This is a genomic window from Rhodococcus sp. Leaf233 (assembly GCF_001426165.1).
Classification (GTDB): domain Bacteria; phylum Actinomycetota; class Actinomycetes; order Mycobacteriales; family Mycobacteriaceae; genus Rhodococcoides; species Rhodococcoides fascians.
The window spans coordinates 439,220-458,379 of sequence record NZ_LMRO01000012.1 but is presented as its reverse complement, the minus strand read 5'-3'; the positions used below and the strand labels follow the sequence as shown (position 1 = coordinate 458,379).

18 protein-coding genes are annotated in these 19,160 nt (G+C 65.0%); 4 read left to right on the top strand and 14 right to left on the bottom strand.

Annotation, left to right across the window (positions count from 1 at the left end):
- Position 1: 1 nt before the first annotated feature.
- From ASH04_RS21840 to ASH04_RS21820, 5 genes are all read right to left on the bottom strand, one after another.
- Entirely contained in the window at positions 2 to 1,444 is a 1,443-nt protein-coding gene (locus tag ASH04_RS21840; protein ID WP_057474518.1) for an NCS2 family permease, read from the bottom strand.
- Between the two features lie 109 nt (positions 1,445 to 1,553).
- Positions 1,554 to 3,878, bottom strand: coding sequence for a xanthine dehydrogenase family protein molybdopterin-binding subunit (locus ASH04_RS21835; RefSeq protein WP_235580064.1), 2,325 nt, complete (start codon positions 3,876 to 3,878; stop codon positions 1,554 to 1,556).
- Entirely contained in the window at positions 3,875 to 5,227 is a 1,353-nt protein-coding gene (locus ASH04_RS21830) for an 8-oxoguanine deaminase (protein ID WP_057474517.1), read from the bottom strand. The genes ASH04_RS21835 and ASH04_RS21830 overlap by 4 nt, the downstream gene beginning before the upstream one ends.
- Positions 5,224 to 5,697: a (2Fe-2S)-binding protein gene (locus ASH04_RS21825; RefSeq protein WP_057474516.1), complete on the bottom strand. Its 474-nt coding sequence runs from the start codon at positions 5,695 to 5,697 to the stop codon at positions 5,224 to 5,226. The genes ASH04_RS21830 and ASH04_RS21825 overlap by 4 nt, the downstream gene beginning before the upstream one ends.
- Positions 5,698 to 5,699: 2 nt before the next feature.
- Positions 5,700 to 6,566: an FAD binding domain-containing protein gene (locus tag ASH04_RS21820; RefSeq protein WP_032385149.1), complete on the bottom strand. Its 867-nt coding sequence runs from the start codon at positions 6,564 to 6,566 to the stop codon at positions 5,700 to 5,702.
- Between the two features lie 90 nt (positions 6,567 to 6,656).
- Here ASH04_RS21820 and ASH04_RS21815 point away from each other — a divergent pair, with 90 nt between their 5' ends.
- Together ASH04_RS21815 and ASH04_RS21810 are read left to right on the top strand one after the other, a co-directional pair.
- The gene (locus tag ASH04_RS21815) at positions 6,657 to 8,222 is read left to right on the top strand and encodes a PucR family transcriptional regulator (RefSeq protein ID WP_082519374.1); all 1,566 of its coding nucleotides are present in this window, start codon (positions 6,657 to 6,659) and stop codon (positions 8,220 to 8,222) included.
- A 39-nt stretch (positions 8,223 to 8,261) separates the two neighbouring features.
- Positions 8,262 to 8,558: a putative quinol monooxygenase gene (locus tag ASH04_RS21810; RefSeq protein ID WP_027495153.1), complete on the top strand. Its 297-nt coding sequence runs from the start codon at positions 8,262 to 8,264 to the stop codon at positions 8,556 to 8,558.
- Here the strand turns inward: ASH04_RS21810 and ASH04_RS21805 are convergent.
- From ASH04_RS21805 to ASH04_RS21790, 4 genes are read right to left on the bottom strand one after another with little or no spacing between them, the layout of a single operon-like run.
- Positions 8,536 to 10,356, bottom strand: coding sequence for a bifunctional diguanylate cyclase/phosphodiesterase (locus ASH04_RS21805; protein ID WP_235580063.1), 1,821 nt, complete (start codon positions 10,354 to 10,356; stop codon positions 8,536 to 8,538). The genes ASH04_RS21810 and ASH04_RS21805 overlap by 23 nt on opposite strands.
- Positions 10,357 to 10,411: 55 nt before the next feature.
- Complete coding sequence (locus ASH04_RS21800) at positions 10,412 to 12,781, bottom strand: lysylphosphatidylglycerol synthase transmembrane domain-containing protein (RefSeq protein ID WP_057474515.1); 2,370 nt, start codon at positions 12,779 to 12,781, stop codon at positions 10,412 to 10,414.
- Positions 12,782 to 12,790: 9 nt separating this feature from the next.
- The gene (locus ASH04_RS21795) at positions 12,791 to 13,378 is read right to left on the bottom strand and encodes a GNAT family N-acetyltransferase (RefSeq protein ID WP_032367733.1); all 588 of its coding nucleotides are present in this window, start codon (positions 13,376 to 13,378) and stop codon (positions 12,791 to 12,793) included.
- Entirely contained in the window at positions 13,347 to 14,630 is a 1,284-nt protein-coding gene (locus ASH04_RS21790) for an MFS transporter (RefSeq protein WP_032367734.1), read from the bottom strand. The genes ASH04_RS21795 and ASH04_RS21790 overlap by 32 nt, the downstream gene beginning before the upstream one ends.
- An 87-nt stretch (positions 14,631 to 14,717) precedes the next feature.
- On the opposite strand from ASH04_RS21790, the gene ASH04_RS21785 reads away from it, so the two are divergent.
- Both ASH04_RS21785 and ASH04_RS21780 read left to right on the top strand, forming a co-directional pair.
- The gene (locus ASH04_RS21785; protein ID WP_027495157.1) at positions 14,718 to 15,032 is read left to right on the top strand and encodes an ArsR/SmtB family transcription factor; all 315 of its coding nucleotides are present in this window, start codon (positions 14,718 to 14,720) and stop codon (positions 15,030 to 15,032) included.
- Between the two features lie 34 nt (positions 15,033 to 15,066).
- A complete protein-coding gene (locus ASH04_RS21780) occupies positions 15,067 to 16,236 on the top strand; it encodes a macrolide family glycosyltransferase (RefSeq protein WP_032368005.1) in 1,170 nt (389 codons plus the stop codon).
- On the opposite strand, the gene ASH04_RS21775 is transcribed toward ASH04_RS21780, so the two are convergent.
- From ASH04_RS21775 to ASH04_RS21755, 5 genes are read right to left on the bottom strand one after another with little or no spacing between them, the layout of a single operon-like run.
- Positions 16,229 to 16,687 (bottom strand): hypothetical protein, encoded by a 459-nt coding sequence (locus tag ASH04_RS21775; protein ID WP_027495159.1) that lies wholly within the window; start codon positions 16,685 to 16,687, stop codon positions 16,229 to 16,231. The two genes, ASH04_RS21780 and ASH04_RS21775, sit on opposite strands and share 8 nt — an antisense overlap.
- Positions 16,688 to 16,706: 19 nt before the next feature.
- Positions 16,707 to 17,030 (bottom strand): hypothetical protein, encoded by a 324-nt coding sequence (locus ASH04_RS21770; RefSeq protein WP_032369979.1) that lies wholly within the window; start codon positions 17,028 to 17,030, stop codon positions 16,707 to 16,709.
- Positions 17,031 to 17,087: 57 nt separating this feature from the next.
- Entirely contained in the window at positions 17,088 to 17,831 is a 744-nt protein-coding gene (locus ASH04_RS21765; RefSeq protein ID WP_027495161.1) for an AIM24 family protein, read from the bottom strand.
- Between the two features lie 9 nt (positions 17,832 to 17,840).
- The gene (locus tag ASH04_RS21760; RefSeq protein ID WP_027495162.1) at positions 17,841 to 18,518 is read right to left on the bottom strand and encodes an AIM24 family protein; all 678 of its coding nucleotides are present in this window, start codon (positions 18,516 to 18,518) and stop codon (positions 17,841 to 17,843) included.
- Between the two features lies 1 nt (position 18,519).
- Positions 18,520 to 19,128, bottom strand: a complete 609-nt coding sequence (locus tag ASH04_RS21755) for an AIM24 family protein (RefSeq protein ID WP_027495163.1) — start codon at positions 19,126 to 19,128, stop codon at positions 18,520 to 18,522.
- Positions 19,129 to 19,160: the final 32 nt, after the last annotated feature.

Sequence of the window (19,160 nt, the reverse complement as noted above, 5' to 3'; positions counted from 1 at the left end):
GTTACGAGATTCCCAACGCTTCTTCGATGGGGTGCAGGGCGAAATAGATCAGGAAGATCCCCGACATCAGGTACAGCAGCCAATGCGTCTCGCGTGCTTTGCCTTTGGCGAGCCGGACGACGGTGTATGCAATGACGCCAGCGGCGACTCCGACGGTGATCGAATACGTGAAGGGCATCAGCACGATCGTCAGGAAGGCAGGAATCGCGATATCGGTGTTCTGCCAATCGATCTTGCGTACGTGCGTCATCATCAGTGCACCGACCAGAACCAGAGCGGGAGCGGCTGCACCCACCGGTACGACCCCCGCCAGTGGCGTGAAGAAGATCAAACTCGTCAGCATGCCACCGGTCACGATACTGGCGAGACCGGTTCTGGCACCCTCGGTCACGCCGGCCGCGGATTCCACCACAGCTGTGTTCGCCGAACCGTTGATCGCACCGCCGACGATGGCTCCGATGCCGTCGACGGTCAGAATGCGGCTCAACCCTGGCATCTTGCCCTGTTTGTCGACCAGGCCTGCCTCTTCCCCCACTCCGAGGATAGTGCCCATGGCGTCGAAGAATCCGGAGAGTACGAGCGTGAACAAGACGACCGAGGCCGTCACGACACCTGCTCGGGCGAACCCGCCGAACAAGTCGACGTTGAACAACAGATCGAATTGTGGTGTGGCGACGATGGAATCGGGCACCTTGGGCACCACCGGCCCCCACGCCTTCGGATCGATGTCGAAGACGGCATTGAGTACGATCGCCAGATTGGTGGCGACGAAGATCCCGATCAGCATCGCACCGGGCACTCGGCGGACGAACAACATGATCATCAGGATCAGACCGACGCAGAACACGAACACGGGCCACCCGGCCAACTTGCCGAACGTGCCGAGAGTAACTGCAGTGGAGGCGGTTTCGTGATGACCGACGAAACCGGCGTCGACCAATCCGATAAGGGCGATGAACGCACCGATGCCGACCCCGATCGCCTGCTTGAGCACCAGGGGAATTGCGTCCATGATGAGCTGCCGGACCCCGGTGAGTGCGAAGACGACGATGACCACGCCTTCGAGCACGACGAGACCCATCGCCTGCGGCCACGTCATGTACGGCGCAGCCTGGAACACCACGATGGGTGTCACACCGAGTCCGGCCGCCATCGCGAGGGGCGCGTTACCGACAACTCCCATCAGGATCGTCGTCAGGCCGGCGGACAGAGCGACCATGGTCGACAGTTGTGCCGCATCGAGCGTCGCACCCGTGACGTCACGGGCATCGCCGATGATCAACGGAATGAGAACGATCAGGTACGCCATGGCCACGAATGTGGTCACCCCACCGCGGATCTCGCGCGAGATGGTGGAGCCACGACCCGTGATGTCGAAGAACTTGTCGATCTGGGATCGACCTCGTCCGCTCCGACGGGTGCTGGGTATGTGTACATCGGTCATGATCGGCCCTCCCAGGGCGTGATCAACCTTGCCGGGCGTCGGGCCGGGCCGACGTGCCGGGGGAGTTGGCGTCGGTGCGGTTGTGCCCTGGAAGGTTTCGTCGAATGAATCAGGGGTTGATGATGTGTTCGGGTCGAACAGGAACGCGCGTCAACGCGAGCCCGGTGGCGTTTCGGATGGCAGCGACGACGGCCGGCGTCGACGAGAGGGTGGGTGGCTCGCCTGCACCGCGAAGACCGTACGGTGCCAATGGATCCGGATTCTCGAGGATGTCCAGCTTCATGGGCGGCATGTCGAGAATCGTCGGGATGAGGTAGTCGGTGAACGACGGGTTCTTCACCAAACCGTCGACGACGACGATCTCCTCCATCACCGCAAGACCGAGCCCCTGGGCTGTGCCGCCGTGGATCTGGCCTTCGAGCGAGAGTCGGTTGAGGATCTTGCCGACGTCCTGGACGGCGGCCATCTCGACCACCTTCACGAGCCCGAGATCGACGTCGACGTCCACCACGGCGCGATGGACACACAGGGCGAGCTGGGTGTGGCTCGCGCCCTGCCCGGTCACCGGATCCATTCCGCTGGTGGGGCGATGGTGGAATTCGCGCGTCTGCTCGATGACGCGGTCGCCGAGTACATCCTCGATCGTCGCCAGCACGCCGTCGGTGGCCGAGACGATCTTTCCGCCGTCGAGGCTCAGGTCGGCCACTGCGCGCCCGAGGTACAGGCCGGCAAGGACGAACACCGCCTCGCGGACGGCCTCGCACGCGGTCTTGACGGCACCGCCGGTCATGTACGACTGGCGCGATGCCGAGGATGATCCCGCGTTGCCGACCTTGGTGTCGGCCGGGTGGATGACGACCTTCGTGACGCCGAGTTCGGTGCGCGCGATCTGCGCTTCCAGCGTCACGAGTCCCTGACCCACCTCCGCGGCAGCGGTGTGCACCAATGCTGTTGCCTCACCGCCGATCACCTCCAGTCGAACGCGGGCGGTGGAGTAGTCGTCGTAGTTCTCGGAGAAGCAGATGTTCTTGATCCCGACGCCGTATCCGATCCCGCGTACGACGCCTTCGCCGTGGGTGGTCTGCGATGCCCCACCCGGCAGATTACGGATGTCCGACGCGTCCAGTGGCTCGGGCAGTTCCATGGCCTCGGCTCGGGCGAGCATCTCGGCCAGCGGCGCGGGCGCTTCGATGACCTGACCGGTCGCCAGGATCGAGCCCTGGCTGACGGCGTTGATCTGGCGGATTGCGACCGGTCCGATGCCGCAGGCTTCGCCGAGCTCGTCCATCATCGACTCGTAGGCGAAACATGCTTGTACTGCGCCGAATCCACGCATCGCCCCGCACGGTGGATTGTTCGTGTACACCCCGTACGCGTCGATCTCGATGTTGGGGATGACGTACGGCCCGACGCCGAGCGAGGCCGCATTGCCGACGACGTTCAGGGTGGCCGAGGTGTACGCGCCGCCGTCGAGGATGATCTCGACGTCTGCGAACACCAGCTTGCCGTCGCTGGTCGCACCGTACTCGTAGTGCATCTGCGCCGGGTGGCGGTGCACGTGACCGAAGAACGACTCGTAGCGGTTGTAGACGATCTTGACGGGCTTGCCGGTGTGCATGGCGAGCATCGCCGCGTGGATCTGCATCGACAGGTCCTCGCGCCCGCCGAATGCTCCGCCGACACCGGCGAGCGTCATCCTGATCTTTTCCTCGGGCAGTCCGAGGCACGGGCCGATCTGGGCGAGGTCGTTGTGCATCCACTGGGTCGCGACGTACAGATCGATTCCGCCGTCCTCGGCCGGAACAGCCAGTCCCGATTCGGGTCCGAGGAAAGCCTGATCCTGGATCCCGACGGCGAAGTCGCTGCTGACGATCACATCCGCGCGGGCACGGGCGGAGGCGACGTTGCCGACGCGCACCGGCTGATGGCGCGCGACTCCGCCGCGTTCCTGCACCTTCGGGTAGTCCGGATCCAGAGCGGCGCGTCGAGCGTCGGTCAGGGGCTCGAGCACGTCGTAGACCACGACGATCTTTTCCATTGCGCGCCGGGCAGTTTCGGGATGATCGGCCGCGATCAGAGCAATGGGCTCACCCTCGTGCCGTACCTCGTCGAAGGCCAGTACCGGCTGGTCCCACGTGTGGTCGAGTCCGAAGCACTTGCGTCCCGGTACGTCGTCGTGGGTGAGCACCGCCTCGACGCCGGGCGTTGCCAACGCCTTCGAGATGTCGACCGAAACGATCTTCGCACGCGGATGCGGGCTGCGAAGCGTTGCGCCCCAGAGCATGCCGTCGATGAACAGATCCGAGGAATATGCGAACTCGCCCTTGACCTTCAACGTTCCGTCGGGCCGGAGCGGGCTGTCGCCTACGCGACCGCGGCCCGGGGCGGGGATATCGGCGGGTACTTGCCGGGGTGTAGTGGTCGGGGCGCTCACAGCACGTCCTCCGCGAGTTTCATGAGGCGACGGTGCGCATCGGCTCCGGCACGGCCTATTTCGTCCTGCGGGGCGCTGGTCAGGACGTCGTTCTCGACGATCGTTCGACCGCCCACCATCAAGCGAGCCAGCGGTGGCGTCTGCCCGTAGGCGAACGCGACGACTGGGTCGTCCACCGCCGAGTAGAAGCCATCGGTGCGCCAGATTGCGATGTCGGCCAGCTTGCCGACCTCGAGCGAACCGATCTCGCTCTGCCGGCCCAGTACCGTTGCCCCGCCCAGGGTTCCGATCGCGAGTGCCTGACGCGCGGTCAGTGCTGTCGGACCGTACTTGGCTCGCTGCATGTACATCGCCTGGCGGACCTCGCCGGCAAGCGGCACCATCTCGGCCGAAGCGGAACCGTCCACACCGAGGCCGACGGGTGCGCCGGCCGCGAGCAGGTCCGAGATCCGCGCGATGCCTGCGCCCAGACGTGCATTGGAACTCGGGCAGTGTGCAGTGCCGGTGCCGGTGGCCGCCATCTTCGCGATGTCGGAGTCGTGCAGGTGCACCGCGTGGGCGAACCACACGTCGTCACCGAGCCAGCCGACCTGCTCCATGTATTCGACCGGGGTGCAGTTCATCTGAGCCAGGCAGTGCTCCTCCTCGTCGAGGGTCTCGGCCAAGTGAGTATGCAGCCGAACACCTTTCGCGCGGGCGAGCCCGGCGGACTCCACAAGTAGCTCTTTGCTGATGGAGAACGGCGAACACGGCGCGACCGCGATGCGAAGCATCGAACCGAAGGAGGCATCGTGATAGGTGTCGATGGCGTCGGAGGTAGCGGTGAGGATGTCGTCGAGCGACTCGACCACCTCGTCCGGCGGCAATCCGCCGTCGGACATACCCCGGTCCATCGAGCCGCGGCACGGTTGGAACCGCACACCGATGCGCTGGGCCGCGTCGATCTCGGCGGCGAACAGGTCGCCTCGTCCCTTGGGGAAGATGTAGTGATGATCGGTACTGGTGGTACAGCCCGATTTCGCGAGCCATCCCAGCCCGGCTGCGGCAGCGCCACCGACCACCTCGGCGTCCATCTTGGACCATGGCTTGTAGAGTGCGACAAGCCATTCGAAGAGTGTGTTGTCCTTGGCCAGGCCCTGGGACGCCCACTGGTACAGGTGATGGTGAGTGTTCACCAGGCCGGGGGTGACGAGACAGCCGGAGGCGTCGATCGTCTCGGCCCCGGGGATGATCGGTGCCGTGCCCGATCCGATGGCGCTGATCGTGGTGCCCTCGACGACGAGGTAGCCGTTCGGGATTTCGTCACCGACGATGGGTGCGATGTACGCACCCGAGATGACAGTGGTCATTTTGCCTCGGCCTTTCGTGTCGCAGCGAGCCGAACTGCATCCAGAATCTTCTCGTATCCCGTACAGCGGCAGAGGTTTCCGGCGAGAGACTCACGAATCTCGACGTCCGACGGGTTGGGAACACGCTCGATGAGATCGTGCGCCTGGACTATGAGTCCGGGGGTGCAGAAGCCGCACTGGACGGCTCCGCACTCGACGAACGCCTCCTGCATCGGGTCCAGCTTGTCGCCGTCGGCGAGGCCTTCGACGGTACGGATCTCGCGGCCGTCGACCTGTCCGGCGGCCACCAGGCAGGCGCACGCCGGGATACCGTCGAGATAGACCGTGCACGAACCGCATTCCCCTTGTTCGCACGCGTTCTTCGATCCGGGCAGTCCCATGCGCTCGCGCAGTAGGTACAGCAGACTTTCGCCCTCCCAGACGTCGTCGGCTTCCATGTCTTTTCCGTTGATGGTGCAGTTGACTCGCATGTTCAGGCCACCTTCCGTGCGGCTGTCAGGTCTCGCCATGCCCAGCCCAGCGTTCGCCGGGCCATCACGGACAGGGCGTGCTTGCGGTAATCGGCTGTGCCACGTACGTCGTCGATGGGACTTGCTGCCGCACTGACCAACCGACCGAACTCCTCCGATACCCGAGGATCGAGGGCACCGTCCCACTCGAGTTCGGCCGCGAGGTAGTTCTCGGCATCGTAAGCCCGCCGCGGCGTCGGCGCAGCGGAGCCGAGACCGGTGCCGACGCGGCCGTCCTGTGGAAACAGTGCGATGGAGAACGAGCACACGGCGATGACCATCGCGTTACGGGTGCCGATCTTCGAGAAGTATTGCGGCCCAGCGGCCGGCGCAACGTGAAAGGCTCGGATCAACTCGTCCGGCTCGCACGAATTGCGCTTGACGCCGACGTAGAACTCGGTGGCAGGGATCATCCGCACCCCGCGCTCGGCCGATTCCACTTCCACGGTCGCGCCGGCAGCGAGCAGGGGCGCGTGCAGATCGCCTGCCGGTGACGCGCCCCCGAGATTGCCGCCCACAGTGCCGCGATTGCGGATCTGCGGCGAACCGACGGTGCGGGAGGCCTGGGCGATGCCGGGAAGCCGGTCGCCGAGCTCGGCGATGATGCGGACGTAGGGCACGCCTGCCCCGACGCGCAGGGTGCCGTCGGCGAGCTCTTCCCATTCGGTGAGTTCGGTGATCGGGTTCAGGTCGAGCAATCCGCCCGGCCGGTGCAGGTCGAAGTTCATCTCGACCATGACGTCGGTGCCGCCCTGAATAGGGACGACGTCGACGTCGTCGGCTTTGGCGGCCAACGCGTCGCTCCAGGTCTGTGGTCGTAGAAATTCCATCGTGCTGCTCTCCGCTCACGTGTCTTTCGGTCGTGTTCACCCAGTACAGCCGCCGGAGGTGCTGCGAACGAGGGACAGGAACGACGAAGTATGACGACGATCACAGTGCTACTTTTGGAGGATCCTACGAAGAGCGAGGTCGATGTCACCGTGCGGTTGCGTGATCTGGCCGACTTGCCCGACCTGATGCTCCAGCCGATCGTCACACCGGATCATTTCGACCCGACGATCCGGTGGGTCGTCACCACCGACATGCTCGATCCGAGTCGGTACCTCAACGGCGGAGAACTGGTGCTGACCGGGTTGATGTGGCGGACCGGGCCCGCGGATTCGCAGACCTTCGTCCGGGCGGTCTCCAAGGCGGGTGTGTCGGCACTGGCGGCCTCCGACGGCGGTGTCGTTCCCGACGACTTGGTCGCCGCATGCCGCGAGCACGGACTGCCGCTGTTCCGGGTCCCGGCCGACATCGCGTTCGCGACGGTCACCGAGAGCGTTGTCCGGCAGCTGTCCACGGCACGAGCATCGGATCTGAGCCTCGTGCTGGATCGACATCGTCGCCTGGTGGCGAGCGCCGGGCCCGGCGGAGGCCTCGGTCCGCTGCTGGACATGGTGAGTTCGGATCTGGGCATGAAGTGCTGGGTCGTCACGTCGTCGGGACGCGTCCTCGCCGGATCGGACGGCCCACCCGACACCGAGGCGCTCGCGCAGGAGTTCATGACTGCCGCTCGGCTACCGAAATTCAGCCGAGAGCATCGTGTGTCGATCTTTCCGGTCGACGGGGAGGCGTCACCTCGGGTGGTGGACTGGTTCGTCGCCTTCGAAAGTGATTGGCAGACATGGGATGCGCCGAGAATTTCGCTGGCCGGGCAGCTGGCGTCGATCGTCGCGGTCGAACGCAGCCGGGCCGACGACCGCCGCACCGGTTCGGCCATCCTGGCGCAGGAGTTCGTCAAATCGATCGTCGGTGGCGCGTTGCCCACCGACATCGTGGCACAGATGGGCGTCATCGGTCTCGACGTCGAATCTCGTTATGCTGCAATCGCTGCCGCAACATCGGGAGAGACGGTTCGGCTGGGTGAGCTGCGACCGCTGCTCGGCGAAATCGTGGCTCCGCTCGACATCACCGTCGCCACTGTCGACGGTGAGGCGATCGCGCTGATCGACGCCGCAGCCGACCGGACCGAAGCGGTCAGGGCGGCGGTCCGTGCTCTGATGCCAGGGTTGGCTGGAAGCGGAATCTCGATCGGGGTCAGTGCTCCCGCCGCGCCCGGTGATCTGCGGAGCGCGATCGAAGAGGCGCGCTACGGCCGCCGCCTCGCCGAGCGTCGGGGCGGCGACTGCGCCGTCGTCGGGCACGACGAACTCGCTACGCTGACAATACTTCTCGCCAACGTCCCCGACGATGTTCGACGCATGTTCACCGCTCGGCTGCTCGCCCCGCTCACCGAGTACGACGCCCAACACCACACCGATCTCATCGCCACGCTGTCGGTGTATCTCGACACCAACGGTGCGTGGACACGGTGCGCCGAGCACCTGCACATGCACGTCAACTCGGTCCGTTACAGAATTGCGCGCATCGAGGAACTCACCGGACGGGACCTGTCGCGCCTCGAGGACCGGATCGAGTTCTATCTGGCACTGCGATTGAGATGAGTCTGCGACGCGCTCGCGGAGCGGGTCTAGGGTGACGGTATGGCTCTCATTGCACAGTTGGATCTGACGTTCAAGCCCGAATCCCTTGCCGAAGCACGGGCGCTGCTGCGGACCGTTCTCGCGGACACCCGCGCGTTCGAGGGGTGCCTCGGCGTCGAGGTGTGGGTCGACGAAGAGAACGAAGCGCACGTCGTCGCGCACGAGACGTGGGAATCGGCGGAGGCCGACGCGAAGTACCGCGAGTTCCGCGCCGGACCGGGCAAGATCGTCGAATTGCCGCCGCTGCTCGCCGCAGCACCGTCGTTGACTAAATTCACCGTCGATTCCTCGGTGTAGCGGATTCGTCGATCCGGCCACCGGCCACGGTGGCCGGTTGTGGTCGACCGGTGAGGAACCCCTGCACCATGTCGGCACCGAGATCGGCCGCCACCCGCAATTCCGCGTCGGTCTCGACACCCTCCATGATCACGCCGGCACCGATCTGTCGGGCGAAGTCGATGATCGCCGTGGCCGCGGCGCGACGGAACGAGTCCCGGTCGATTCCGTGCACGAGTGCGTAATCGATTTTGAGGGTGTCGGGCCTGAGCTCGACGATGTGGCGCATACCGGCGAATCCGGCTCCGACGTCGTCGATGGAGATTTGAACCCCCGCGTCGCGCAGCTTCTCGATGGCGCGGGTCACCGCACGGTAGTCGTCGACACGTTCGTGCTCGGTGATCTCGAGGTGGAAGGTTCGGGTTGCCAGATGCGGACGCAACCGGTCGAGTAGGTCGGTCGTGCGGATGGTGTCGGCCGACGCATTGAGCGACACGAACGGCCCCGGTGGCAGCAGATGAACATCCGCTAGTGCCCGTTCCAGTGCGGCGCGTTCGAGCCGTGGACCGACGCCGGCCTCGGCTGCGTCGCGGTACCACGACAGGGGCGATCCGTGGCCGAACGGGAACCGCGACAGTGCCTCGTAGCCGACGGTCGAACCGGTGACCGTGTCGCAGATGGGCTGAAAAAAGATGTCGGGACCGCCGGATTCGATGAGCGCATCGATTCTCTGCCTGGCTTGTTCGCGGGCGTCCGCTGCGGACAGTCCCGTCTCCGGAAACTTTCCCGAGGTCCGTGCTTTGAAGCGATACATCTCGATGTCGGCGAGAGCGATCAACCGTCGGACCAGTACGTGTAGGCCGGTGTCGGCGGGTGGCGTCTCCACGGCCGAGCCCACACTGGTGGTGAACGGCGGGCCGTCGAACGATTCCTCCAGCGATGCGCGAATCCTGTTGTCCGATTCGGCGATCGACTCTCTGGTTCCGACGCTGACGACCACGAACTCGTCGCCGCCGAGTCGTGCGACCGCGGACTTGTCTCCCACCGCACAGGACAGGCGACGGGCGACCTCGACGAGCACTGCGTCACCGGAGGGATGGCCGAACCTGTCGTTGATGTGCTTGAACCGATCGATGTCGAGGACGGTCACTCCGACCGCTTGCTGTGCGCGATCCTCTGCCGGGGACAGGCGCAACGAGTCGACGGTATCGAGTAGCCCACGTCGGTTCCACAGGCCGGTCAACGGATCTCGCAATGCCCTCGCCGCGCTCGTTCGCAGCTGACCGATGTACGACTTGATCATGAAGGGTGCGGCGTAGAGGGACCCGATGGTGACCATCCGAGAAGTGGTGGACCATGGATCGGCGCCCTCCGAGACAGCCAGAGCGGCGAGGCCAGCGAGGGTGAGTGCGCCGATTGCCAAGTGAATCAACATGACACGGTGCGAGCTCGCGACGACGATGAACGCTGCGACGATCGAGAACATCGCGCAGCCGGGCATCGCGTCGAAGTGGGTTTGGAAGGCGAACAGAACGGTCACGATGCCGACGTCGGCGTAGAGGATGTAGACGATCGCCATCCTCGGGGACGCCCACGGCCGGAGGTACCAGGCAATCGCCACCGGCACCGTGGTGACGGACGCCAGGAGCACGGCGATCGACATGGGGTCGGAGAACTGACCGGCGGGGACCATCAGGGCCCCGGCGAGGCCGAATGTGAGCGTCATTCCGCTGATGAACAGCCGCACCCATCGTTCCTCCGCGGTGGGTGCGAAGTCTCCCGGTTCGGAAATGGTGACGCCCTCCGTAGAACCAGCCACTAACCTGCGTGAACGCTAGCACCCACAACTGGTGCCGTAGTGGGGATGCAGCCGTTCAGACCATGTCGTGCTTGGTGAGCCAGCGCAACGTCGGCCAGCCGAGAAACACCGGTAACCAGCAGGTCAGTACGCGGTAGAGCAGCACGGACGGGACTGCGATGGAGGCGGGGAGACCGAACGCGGCAAGCCCACCGATGAGGGCTGCTTCCACGGCCCCCACACCGCCCGGCGTCGGGGCGGCCGAGGCCAATGTTCCACCGATCATCGTCACCACTGTCACCGTCACGAACGTCGTTCCGCCGCCGAACGCCTCGACACTCGCCCACAGGGCGAGCGCAGCACCCAAAGTGGTTGCGGCGCAACCCAAGATGATGATCGAGAACCGTCTCGGGTCGCGGGCGAGTTCGCCGAGCTCGGTGAGCACTTCGGCAACCTGGGGCCGGACGGCCACTTTCAGCCACAGTCGCAGCTTGGGCACGAACATGAAGGTCCCGACGACTCCGAATGCGACGCCGGCGATGAGGTACAGCACGGTGTTGCCCGGCACCATGTTGGACAGCCCCGACGACGTTCCGGCGACTACGCTGAAGAAGATCAACAGGCTGACATGGGTGATCACCTGAACCGACTGTTGCAGAGCCACAGCGGCTGTCGCGCGGACGGTACCCAATCCACCCTTTTGCAGAAAGCGAACGCTCAGGGCCAGGCCACCGACGCCCGCAGGTGTCGTGGTCGCGGCAAAAGTGTTCGCTACCTGCATGATCGTCAGATTCCGGAAGCTGACCTTGCCGAATGCGCAGGCCCACAATGCGGCACCCGCACCGATGTAGGTCAGTGCGGAGACGGCCAGACCGAGCAGCGCCCACCACCAGTCGACCGAGCCCAATTCGACGACGAACGCGGGAACCGCACTGATGAACGGGTATGCGACGTAGACCAATCCGATCAGCAACACGAGCGAGATGATCTGGTTGCGGCTGAATCGAGTGACCTGCTCGGCCTCGATCCTCGCGGCACCGGTCTGATCGAGCACTTCGAGCCGGACGGACTTCATCGTCTTTCCTGCATCGGCAACCGACTGACGCACCCGAAGAGGGATGGCGGACTTGGTCAATCGACCGGACGCCGCGATCACGACGTCGATTCCCAGCACCTCGACGGCGGTGGCCACGGCGCGATGGGAGCCGAAAAGGTCTGCGGTGGTGAGTAACAGCTGTGCGACATCGGATTGCATCTGGGCGTCCGACGCGCCGAGTTCTGCGTGCCCGAACCCGCAGAACAGTGCCGCGCCGTCATGGAGCCGCAGTTCACCCCGATGCAGGTCACCGTGCGAGATCTGGTTCTCGTGCAACGTGTTCAGAGCCGACCAGAGAGCTCTGAGCGCGGCATCGTCGAGCTCGGCCTCGATGGGGTCGCCGATGGGCTGGCTGTGCGCGTACAACGTCCAGCCGCGGTCGAGTGCTGCTACCGCCAACGGGTCGCTGCCTGCGGCGTTCATACTCTTGATGGCCAGGCCCATCAATGCGCGATGCTCGACGGCGCGGCGCATGGACGCGTGCAACGGTGCTGTCTCGCTGCCGCGCCGGGTGATCCATCGCCAGAATTGGCGCAGCGCACCGCCACTGCGTTGGTTCTGTCCGTAGAGTTCGACCACCACATCGGCGTCCGGGGTGTGTGCGTTCAACACCAACGGGCCCGGGCCCGCGGGGCGCACGACGGTGAAGCTGCGGACGTCGACGCCCCGGATGCGGAACAGGCGCACGGCCGCGTCGAGTGGAACCTCCAGTGCCGGAGTGCCGACCAGCAGCACGATGATCGCACCGACGAGCCAGCCGACGGCCAGCCCGAGCAGCGAACGGGCCGGGACCACAGTGGACACCACCAGGTGTATCGGTACGAAGGCGAGCAGCAGTGCCCACCATGCTCGACGCCACCGCGCGGGCAGGCCCGGGCCCGACACCGTGAGCGCCGCGGCGAGCATGGCGATCCAGCGTGAATCGTCGAGGAATTGCGACAGGAACGTGTCGAGTCGCTCGGGCACGTCCAGGTCCCACGTCGGAGTCGAGATGCCGGTACCGGTGATGGACAGAGCCAGCGCGGCGATCAGAGCTGCTGCCGCGTACCCGGCCAACAGTTTCCATTTGCGCCCGGCGATCAGCCCGATCAACACTCCGAACGGGAGGGCGAGGATCGCGACGCCGTAGACGATGTAGACAGCGTTGGACTGATCGGGGCTGAGCACGCCGACGATGTTGGACACCGATTGTTCGAGTGCGTCCCACTGATTTCGGGTGATGAGCGAGCCGGCGATGACCAAGCTCAAGAACACCGAGGCGGCAACGACCCGAATGATGTCACTGGTTCTTCTCACCAGCGGCTGCAGCAGGTTTCCCGCTACGGGAACGTCCCGCCCATCCACGCGCATGGGCTCAACTTACCGTGCGGTACGCCGACGGAGTTCGTTGCGCACGGCGGGCCATTCGGATTCGATGATCGAGAACACGACGGTGTCGCGCAGTGAACCGTCGGCCATGCGTTGGTGATTGCGCAGAATGCCGTCCTGCTTGGCTCCGAGTTTCGCGATGGCCGTCCGCGATTGGAGGTTCATCCAGTGGGTGCGGAATTCCACCGCGATACAACCGAGTTCCTCGAAAGCGTGCGTCAGCAACAGCAGTTTGCTCGACGCGTTGGTACCGGTTCCGTGGGCGGAGCGCGCATTCCAGGTGTACCCGATCTCGACGCGACGGTTGTTCGCATCGACATTGCAGAAGGTCGTCGCGCCGAGAATCTGCCCGGTATCGTTGCGCCGCAAAGTGAATGGAAGCATGGTTCCCGCGTCGAGCAGTCCCAGCCGGCGATCGATCTCTGCGGCCATGTCTTCCGGTTTCGGAACGCTCGTGTACCAGAGGTTCCAGAGCTCGCCGTCGCGGGCGGCATCGCACAGCCCCTCGAGGTGATCGCGGCTCAGCGGCTCCAGGGTCACGAGATCGTCAGTGAGGGTCACCGGTTGCAGAAAGGACATTGGCCGACGATACGTCCCGGCGTGGTGTTCGCAACAGCGAGAAGATCACCGCCGCGGTCACGACGAGAGCTACGACGACGATCGACACGACCTCGGTGTAGGCGTGCGCGTAGGCGTCGGCAAACCCGGGGCGTCCGGCTGCCGCGGCATCGGCGTCGGCTCGGTCGGGTAGCTCGCCGCGGACCAGGACGGTCAACAACCAGGCATATCCGGCCACCATCAGGGCCTCGCTGCCGATGCGAAACAGGTTCAGCACGCCCGCCGCGGTACCGCTGCTGTGCGGCGGCACCGCAGCCAGTGCCTCGCCGTCCACCAAGCCGATCGGGAGTCCGAATCCGAGCCCCAACGCGATCATCGGGACCACGACGGCACCGAGCGGGACACCTGGTTGCAGCGCCAACATGCCCAGATTGCCGAGGACGAGGCAGCCGAGGCTGACCAGCACGACGCGAGTGGGGGTGACGGCGTCGAACATGCGGCTCAGGCGGGCAACGGTCAGCGGAGCGAGCAGAACGGGGACGGTCATGGCCAGCATGAACACTCCGGCAAGCCCCGGCGTCAGCGACGCGACAGCGCTCAGCGCAGCGGGCAGATACGTGAGCAGCGTGACGAATCCGATGGCCCCGGCCACCGGAACGAGGCACAGGGCCAGGAATCTCCGGTTGCGCAGTAGCGAGAAATCGAGCAGGCGGTGCGCCGTCGATTCGGTTCGCAGAGTCGGCAGAGCGACAGTTCCGATGGCCGCCGCAGCCAGGACCACCGCCTGGGCGGCGAACACGCCCCGCCACTCGAACGCCGCGACGAGCAGCCCGGAGATGGTGGGCCCGAGTGCCAGACCGAGACCGTTCACGGTGCCGAACAGTGCGAACGCGGTTGCTCTGGCCGTGCCGTGGAAGTGAAGCGAGAGAATGGAAGTGGAGCCCACCAGAACTGCTGCGGCTCCGATGCCCGCGAACACCCGCGCGACATCGAGTAGGTACAACGACGGCGCGACGGCGCTGACCGCACTCGCGACGGCCGTCAGCACGACCCCGATGCGGAACGACGTGCGGTGACCGATTCGGTCCGACACTGCGCCCCAGACGACGGTGAACAGCGCGAACGCGATGTTGAAGCCGTTGACGACCCACTGCAGAGGCGTCGGATCGGTGCCGAGGTCGCCGGCGATGACCGGAAGGGCGAGTGCAGTACCCGAGATGGACATCGGTACGACGAATTGAGCCGCGAGTACGACCGGTAGCACTGCCTTCATGTGTCCCCCTGAAACGTAGGTACGATGGTTGTCGTACTAGACCAGGATTCAAGGTACGGCGCAAGTCATACCTTGTAGGAGGAGCGCATGGCGGACAAGGACGGGCATCCCGAGCCCGAGGAAATGCAACTGGGTGCGGTGATGTCCGCGTTGGCCGATCCGTTGCGTCGCCAGGTGGTCACCGAACTCGTCGGCGACGACGACGGAGCCGAGCGGACGTGTATGTCGTTCGAGCTCGGTGTCACCAAATCGACTCTGACGCACCATTTTCGAGTGCTACGCGAGGCAGGCCTCGTGTTCCAGGTCGATCGCGGAAACAGTCGCAAAGTGACGCTGCGCCGCCACGAGCTCGAGGAGCGATTCCCCGGTCTGCTCGATCTGATCGCCAACGAAAACCGGTAGCCCCGCACCCTCTCCGCGTCCTACGGTGGGCGGCATGCACTTCGCGATGATCGGCACGACGGCACCGAGTCACATCTACCCCTCGCTGGCCGTCGTCGCCGAATTGGTCCGCCGCGGGCATCGCGTCACCTACGCCGTCGGCGAGTCGTTGCGGCACTTGGTGGAACCGGCTGGAGTCGAGGTGGTGGCGTTCCCCTCGATACTTCCCGACGGTGAGGGCTCCTGGCCGGACGACCCGGCCTCGGCGATGCAGGTGTTCCTCGACGAAGCGATCGCGTCCTTTCCCGTGCTCACCGCGTTCTACGACGACGATCAGCCGGATGTGATCCTCTACGACATCGGCGGCCTGACCGCCCCGATCCTCGGCGTCCGGTACGGGGTGACGGCCGTGCAGCTCTCCCCTACGTATGTCGCCTGGGACGGCTACGTCGAGGATCTCGGTGACGGGATGACCTCTATCCGCGAGTCGACAACCGGCGTTGCGTATCGCGAAACCTATGCGACCTGGTTGCGAGAGAACGACATCGACGCCGACCCGTGGGACTGGATCACGTACCCGGAGCACTGCCTGTCGTTGATCCCGAAAGTGATGCAGCCGAACGCCGATCGAGTCCCCAGCTCGGTGCAGTTCGTCGGCCCGTGTCTCGATCCGGTGCGACTGCACGACCGATCGTGGTCCGCGCCCGAGGGGCCCGTTCTCTACGTATCGTTCGGCACCGGGTACAACGAACGCCCCGACTTCTACCGGCTGTGCATCGAGACGTTCGCGAACACGGACTGGCACGTGGTGATCTCCATCGGCCGACGCGTCGACCCCGCCGTACTTGGGGAACTGCCCGCGAATGTCGAAGTCCACGAACACGTTCCGCAGCTCGCGGTGCTCGACGCCGCCACCGTGTTCGTCACCCACGCCGGAATGGGTGGGTGCACCGAAGCCCTGTGGTTCGGCGTACCGACAGTTGCCCTACCGCAGGCGGTCGACCAATTCGGCAACGCGGCGATGCTCGCCGAACTCGGCGCAGGAGTGCACATCGACTTCGACGGGATGACGGCGACAGGACTACGCGACGCCGTCGAACAAGCCCGGGGACTCGCGCCGCGCGCACGTGAGATCAGCGCAGAGGTGCGCGCGCACGGCGGCGTCGACCAGGCCGCGAATGCGATCGAGGCATTCGGTGTCGATGCCGGCGGCGCGGCTACGTAGCCAGCGTCGCCAACTCCTCGAACGTCTCGGCGTACGTGTCTCGGACCTGATCCCAGGAAGCCGTCATGTCCACACTCTCCGGACCGGCGATCGGCAGCGCATAGCCGTACTGCGAGCGCGGCACCGGGCTACCGGGCAGAACGAGTACCTGCGTGAACGCTGCAGAGTCAGGATTGAACGTCAGAGTGTGCGAGGCGACGTTGCGGCCCCAATCCTCCGACGGCCACGACAGGAAGATCACGTGTCGAGGGTTCTCGGCGGGGTCGGTGTACGAGACGTAGCTGCCGTAATGATCTTCTCCCGGAGACATGATCTTGTACGCGCCGTTGTCGGTGTAGATCAACAACGCCTCGGCGAACGGCTTCTGATCGAACAGTGCGGTGTACCTCAGCGCCTGAACGAACACGGGTCGGCCCAACGGAATCGAGATTGCATCCTGCTGTGTAGTCACGAGAATCAAAGGTACCGATTCAGTCCTCGAGAACGCTGACGCTCACGCCGTAGGGCAGGAAACGAACCCGTCGACGCGGGTCGGTGTTGTCCTTGTGTGCCCGCAACGCATCGAGTTCGGTGGCGTAGAGCTGATCGATCTGCGCCGAGCCGGCATCGTCGACGCTGTAGATCGCCCAGACGCCATCACCCTTCTGGCCTGTGGTTTCCGGCTCCGGCGGGGCTTTGGGTGCTCCCGTGTTGGCGAACAGTGAGCCGACGACCTCGCGCAGGCCCTCGGTTGCTTCACGCGCGAACTTGTCGAAGTCGTCGGATCCGAATCCGAAGGGTCCCTGGTTGGCCATGGCCCTGCCTCCTGAGTGAAACTCCAGTATGCGCGTTTTCTCCGAATGGGCGAGAAGCTACTGCTGCAGTCGGGCCCCGATGGTGTTGTGCAGAGCCCGCAGTGAGTTCTGGCCGAGCGAGACCGTCTGAGATTCGATGTGTCGCAACAGGTGGGTGTCGTTCAAAACCTTCTCGCTCGATTGGATCAGCACCGTGCCGGCACCGGTGAAATCGAACTGCCGCTCTTCGCCGCTGTTGGCCCCGAGGAATCCGCGCGCGGCGCCGAGGAAGTTCTGCATCCAGGCGGCATCGAAGTGATGCGACGGCGACGGGCAATCCGCCCAACCGACAAGCGCTTCCGGATCGATGCGTAGTGGCGGCTCGGCGAACATGACCGTGCCGTTGGACGAGGCGAGGAACTTGCCGGTACCGAGCAGGGTCAGGAAGCCGGGCACGATGGACTGCTTGAGGTCCAGAGTCGGCTCGAAAGCCAGCAGATTCGCGGCTCGGATCGTCAGGTTGCCGTCGTCGAGGTCGTAGCTGTTGATGTTGAAGCCGCGATCCCCGAGGATCAGCTTGCCCTGCCCCTGCGCCAGCACCCAGTCGTTCGAGTACAGCGGAGACGAGAACCGCGCCGCCACGATGGCGGGCATGGACGTCTGCCCGAGTGGTTCGAATCGGACGTTGCCGTAGTACGCGATCATCGCGCCTTTGGAGGTGAACCACGGCTGGCCTGCGAGTTCGACGCAGAACGCATAGTCGTTGCCGGGCACGTTGTCGTTGACCGGCAGGGTGTACGGGGTGTGAATGTCCAAACTCATTGCCGCTCCCTAGAACTTCTGCTCGGACGCCTGCACCCACACGGTGCCCATGCCGGTCATCTTCAACTGGATCGCCTCGCCGCTGCCCTTACCGACGGCGTCACGCCAACCGACGTTGGCGGAGATGTCGACGTTGATGTTGCCGATGTGGCATACGTACGCCTGCGGATCGACCACGACCATGGGGTTGTTGGGCCCGACCTGCAGCGGAGTCGCTCCGCCGTGCGACAGGACCGCGACGCTGCCCTGGCCGGTCAGTTGCGTCGTGAACAGACCCTGCCCGGTCATGGCACCGCGCACTGCTCCGCGAACCCCGCCCTGAGAGGTGAGGGCAACGATGGAACTCTGCAGGTAGCCGTCGTGCACCAGGAGCCGGTCGGCCTCCACGGTGAGCATGGACGAGCCGTCGAGGTGAATCACTTCGACGTACAGCCCGGCGTGGCCGTAGAAGACCTCGCCCTGACCCTCGGCGGCCATCATCGCCACGTGCTCGCCTGCCATCATGCGGCCGGCCATCCCCGCGACGCCGCTCATGCCGGGCATGGCACCCGCGCCGCCGCCCATGGAATGCGGGACGAACCGGACGTCGCCGGTGTAATAGAGCATCGATCCGCGCCGAGCCAGCACACTCTGATTCGGTGCCAGAACGGATTTGACGACTTTGCTGTTGACGAGTTCGAGCGGCACGTCAGCGCTCCTCGGGTTGGATGTAGACGACGCCCTGGCCGTCGAAGCGGAGTGAGAACGCCTCGCCGCTGCCGCCGCCGATGGCGGAGCGCCACGTGACGTCGGTGACGAAGCTCTGGTTGAGCTGTCCGCGATGGGCGACGAAGGCGTCGGGGTCGACGACGAGCGGATACTGCGGATCGACGGCGAGTGCGATGATCGGCCCACCCTTCGACAGCAGCGCCACCGTCCCGGAGCCGCTCACGACGGTGGTGAACAGTCCCTGCCCCGACGTCGCACCACGAAGGCCGGAGAACTTCACGTCCGTCTTCAATTGACCTGTGAGAGCAAGCAATTGAGACGATTCGACGTGCAGGTTGTCGCCTTGCACCTCGACGAGAGTGATGTCCTGGGCGTCGACCGCGAAGTACACGGTGCCTTTGCCGGACACGTCCATAAGGGACAACGACTCGCCGGTCACTTTCTGTTTGAGCGCGGCGCGAAAACCGCCGCCACCGCCCATGCCTGCGCTCTTGAAGGCGACATCGCCTTCGTAGGCAACCATCGAACCCGACATCGCGCGCAGAGAGTCACCGGTCAGGTCTGCGACCAAGACACGGTGCCCGTTCATCCTCAGCTGAGCCACGGGGGAACTATGCCACC